Source organism: Pseudomonas sp. NPDC098747 (assembly GCF_044760045.1).
Taxonomy (GTDB): domain Bacteria; phylum Pseudomonadota; class Gammaproteobacteria; order Pseudomonadales; family Pseudomonadaceae; genus Aquipseudomonas.
Genome location: NZ_JBIWAL010000122.1, coordinates 1 through 4,132, shown reverse-complemented (window position 1 = coordinate 4,132; position 4,132 = coordinate 1). Strand labels below are relative to the sequence as shown.

The 4,132-nt window shown below is 56.5% G+C and carries 3 protein-coding genes; 2 read left to right on the top strand and 1 reads right to left on the bottom strand.

Annotated features, from left to right (window positions below):
* Window positions 1-420: 420 nt before the first annotated feature.
* Window positions 421-1,320, bottom strand: a complete 900-nt coding sequence (locus ACIQVE_RS29260; protein ID WP_402815389.1) for a LysR family transcriptional regulator — start codon at window positions 1,318-1,320, stop codon at window positions 421-423.
* Window positions 1,321-1,478: 158 nt separating this feature from the next.
* Here ACIQVE_RS29260 and ACIQVE_RS29255 point away from each other — a divergent pair, with 158 nt between their 5' ends.
* Both ACIQVE_RS29255 and ACIQVE_RS29250 read left to right on the top strand, forming a co-directional pair.
* Complete coding sequence (locus tag ACIQVE_RS29255) at window positions 1,479-2,660, top strand: acyl-CoA dehydrogenase (protein ID WP_402815387.1); 1,182 nt, start codon at window positions 1,479-1,481, stop codon at window positions 2,658-2,660.
* A 13-nt stretch (window positions 2,661-2,673) separates the two neighbouring features.
* The gene (locus tag ACIQVE_RS29250; protein WP_402815385.1) at window positions 2,674-3,894 is read left to right on the top strand and encodes a CaiB/BaiF CoA transferase family protein; all 1,221 of its coding nucleotides are present in this window, start codon (window positions 2,674-2,676) and stop codon (window positions 3,892-3,894) included.
* The last annotated feature ends 238 nt before the right edge of the window (window positions 3,895-4,132 follow it).

Here is a 4,132-nt window from a genome sequence, read left to right as displayed (position 1 = left end):
AATAAAAAATAAAAAAAAAACATGAAAAGAGTATTGTGATAATTCGTCGGCCGATAAGCAAGATAAAGAAAAATAATATAGGGGCGCGGCATTTTGCAGGCGAACTTTATGCCCTTCAAGGGATTATGGCGGGTGACGGAAAATTAACTACAAGTCATGCCGTGACCGAATGTCGCACATGACCGGCTTAATCCCTTGCAGGCCGTGCCTTACAAGGATTCTGGACGAATTCTAAGATTTTTCTTATCGGTGACGTGAATGGACCGTAATGAGTCGCGGATGAAGGCTCAAAGCCACGTCGGCAGGCGCTTGTGGGACGTCTGTACGACTTTCGGATACAGTCATCGAATATGCGACAAATAGTTATATCTGTAGTGCTTTGAGTTTGCTGACTACGAGGTCAATTAACGCTGTGAGCCTTTATCCTTCTAGGCTGTAGCTCTGCGCCTGATTCACAAGCCAGTCGCGAAATGCCTTGAGGGACGCCGATTCGACCTTTCGCTCAGGAATCATCAGGTAATACGCCTTGATGCTGGAGAGTGCCTGGGGGTTGGCAATCACCAGACGCTTCTCGACCAATTCGCGCTGAATCAGGAACGGTGGGATCAGCGCGATGCCCATGTCGTGCATGGCTGCCTGAGCCAACATGGAGAATAGCTCGTAGCGCGGCCCTGTCATGTCGCGCGGGATACTCAGATGTTGCGAATTGAACCATTGGCGCCAAGCGTAGGGGCGGGTGGTCTGCTGCAACAGCGGTAGGTCGGCAATCTCATCGGCTGTCAGATGTGGCTGGTTACCGAGTAGGGCGGGACTGCATACAGGCATCGGATTTTCGCCCATCAGCCTGTGGGACTCGGTACCGGACCAATCGGCATCGCCGAAGTAGATTGCGGCATCGAACTCGGTATCGGCGAACAGGAACGGGCGCGTGCGGTTCGTCAGGTTTACGGTGACTTCCGGGTGCTTGAGCTGGAAGTCCTTCAGGCGTGGCAACAGCCACTGCGTGCCGAAGGTCGGCACCACCGCCAATTCAATCACATTAGCGCCTTGCTGACCCATCACCGATAGCGTGTCGCGCTCGACCGCATCGAGTTGGGTCGCCACCCGACGGCTGTAGGAAAGTCCTGCTTCGGTCAGCTTCACCCCGCGCCGCGAGCGTCGGAACAGTTCCACGCTGAGGAACTCCTCTAGGCTGGCGATCTGTCGGCAAATGGCGCCCTGGGTGAGGGAAAGTTCTTCGGCAGCTTTGGTAAAGCTCTCGTGACGAGCGGCAGCCTCAAAGCTGATCAGGGCGGTGGTGCTGGGGATCTTCCTGCGCATGTACGTCAACCTCACTAATACGTCGCTTAAATCGCATTCAGCGTCGTTTCGGAGTGAGAAATTAGCACAACAGAATGCGAAATCCTCGTTTGCCGCGACAGCGAACCGCGCCTACGATCAATGCCACGTTAATTCACCCGATTTGCGAGGACGCACTCATGGGCGGTAAAGCTAGCTTCAACTGGATCGATCCCCTGCTGCTGGATCAACAGCTCACCGAAGAAGAGCGCATGATCCGCGACACTGCCGAGCAGTTCGCTCAGCAGAAGCTCGCGCCGCGTGTGCTCGAAGCTTTCCGCCATGAGAAGACCGATCCGGCAATCTTCCGCGAAATGGGCGAAGTCGGTCTGTTGGGTGCGACCATTCCTGAGCAGTACGGTGGCAGTGGCCTCAACTATGTCAGCTACGGCCTGATTGCCCGCGAAGTGGAGCGCGTCGACTCCGGCTATCGCTCGATGATGAGCGTGCAGTCGTCGCTAGTGATGGTGCCGATCAACGAATTCGGTACTGAAGCGCAGAAACAGAAATACCTGCCGAAACTGGCTTCCGGCGAATGGATCGGCTGCTTCGGTCTGACCGAACCAAACCACGGTTCCGATCCGGGCGCGATGATTAGTCGTGCGCGCAAAGTCGACGGCGGCTACAGCCTGACCGGCGCGAAGACGTGGATCACCAACAGCCCGATCGCCGATGTGTTCGTCGTTTGGGCTAAGGACGATGCCGGCGACATCCGTGGCTTCGTACTGGAGAAGGGTTGGAAAGGCCTGAGCGCTCCGGCGATTCACGGCAAGGTCGGTCTGCGCGCCTCGATCACCGGTGAGATCGTCATGGACAACGTATTTGTACCGGAAGAAAACATCTTCCCGGACGTGCGTGGTCTGAAGGGTCCGTTCACCTGCCTCAACTCCGCACGTTACGGTATCTCTTGGGGGGCGCTGGGCGCTGCCGAGTTCTGCTGGCACACCGCTCGCCAATACACCCTGGATCGCATGCAGTTCGGTCGTCCATTGGCCGCTACTCAACTGATCCAGAAAAAACTCGCCGACATGCAAACCGAAATCACGCTGGCCCTGCAAGGTTGCCTGCGTCTGGGTCGTATGAAGGATGAAGGTACGGCTGCGGTTGAAATCACTTCGATCATGAAGCGCAACTCGTGCGGCAAGTCGTTGGATATCGCCCGTATGGCGCGTGACATGTTGGGTGGCAACGGTATCTCCGACGAGTTCGGCGTGGCCCGTCACTTGGTCAACCTGGAAGTGGTGAATACCTATGAAGGTACGCATGACGTCCACGCGTTGATCCTGGGTCGCGCGCAAACCGGTCTGCAGGCGTTCTATTAATAGGAGAACGACCATGGGCGCGCTGTCGCATCTGCGGGTACTGGATTTATCGCGAGTGTTGGCCGGGCCGTGGGCCGGGCAGATTCTCGCCGACCTTGGCGCCGAAGTGATCAAGGTCGAGCGCCCGGGCAATGGTGACGACACTCGCGCCTGGGGGCCGCCCTTCCTAAAGGATGCTTACGGCGAGAACACGTCAGAGGCGGCTTACTACCTGTCGGCCAACCGTAACAAGCAATCGGTGACCATCGACTTCACGCGCCCCGAGGGTCAGAAGCTCGTTCGGGAGCTGGCGGCCAAGTCGGACATCCTCATTGAGAACTTCAAGGTGGGTGGGTTGGCGGCTTACGGGTTGGACTATGAGTCGCTCAAGGCAATCAATCCGGATCTGATCTACTGCTCGATCACTGGCTTCGGTCAGACCGGGCCGTATGCCAAGCGGGCGGGCTATGACTTCATGATCCAGGGGTTGGGCGGGCTGATGAGTCTCACCGGCCGGCCTGAGGGTGATGACGGCGCCGGGCCGGTGAAGGTAGGTGTGGCGCTGACGGATATCCTGACTGGGCTGTATTCGACCGTGGCGATACTGGCGGCGCTTGCCCATCGTGATCACGATGGTGGTGGTCAGCACATTGATATGGCATTGCTGGACGTGCAAGTGGCCTGCCTGGCTAATCAGGCGATGAACTACCTGACCACAGGCAATGCGCCCAAGCGTCTGGGGAATGCGCATCCGAACATCGTGCCTTATCAGGACTTTCCTACGGCCGATGGCGATTTCATCCTTACCGTGGGTAATGACGGGCAGTTCCGCAAATTCGCTGAAGTGGCAGGTCAGTCGCAGTGGGCTGATGATCCGCGCTTCACTACTAATAAGCTGCGGGTGGCGAATCGTGCGTTGCTGATTCCGCTGATCCGTCAGGCGACAGTCTTCAAGACCACGGCTGAGTGGGTGGCCCAATTGGAGCAGGCGGGTGTGCCGTGTGGCCCGATCAATGATTTGTCGCAGGTGTTTGAGGATCCGCAAGTAAAGGCGCGTGGGCTGGCAATTGAGTTGCCCCATGCTTTGGCGGGGATGGTGCCTCAGGTGGCGAGCCCTATTCGAATGTCGCAGACCCCTGTCGAGTATCGCCTTGCGCCTCCCTTGTTAGGTGAGCATACGTTGGACGTTTTGCAGCGAGTTCTGGGTTTGGGTGCGGGTGTGGTAGCTGCGCTGAAGCAGGATGGAGTGCTCTGAAACCTCCTTTTATATAGAAGGCGTAACGTTTGCTTCTATATAGAGGGAGTGTTTTGGTCGTTTCTTGATCGATCTGCAAGTAATTGAAAGAAAAGCAAAATTAGCTGTTGACGGCAGATTCCAGACGTCTATAATTCGCCCCAACTTCCGGCGCAGTCGAAACGAAAAACTCCTTGAGATTCAATGAGTTAAGTAGGTTTCGAGAGTGGGTCGCTTCAGTTCATCGAAGCCTGGAAGG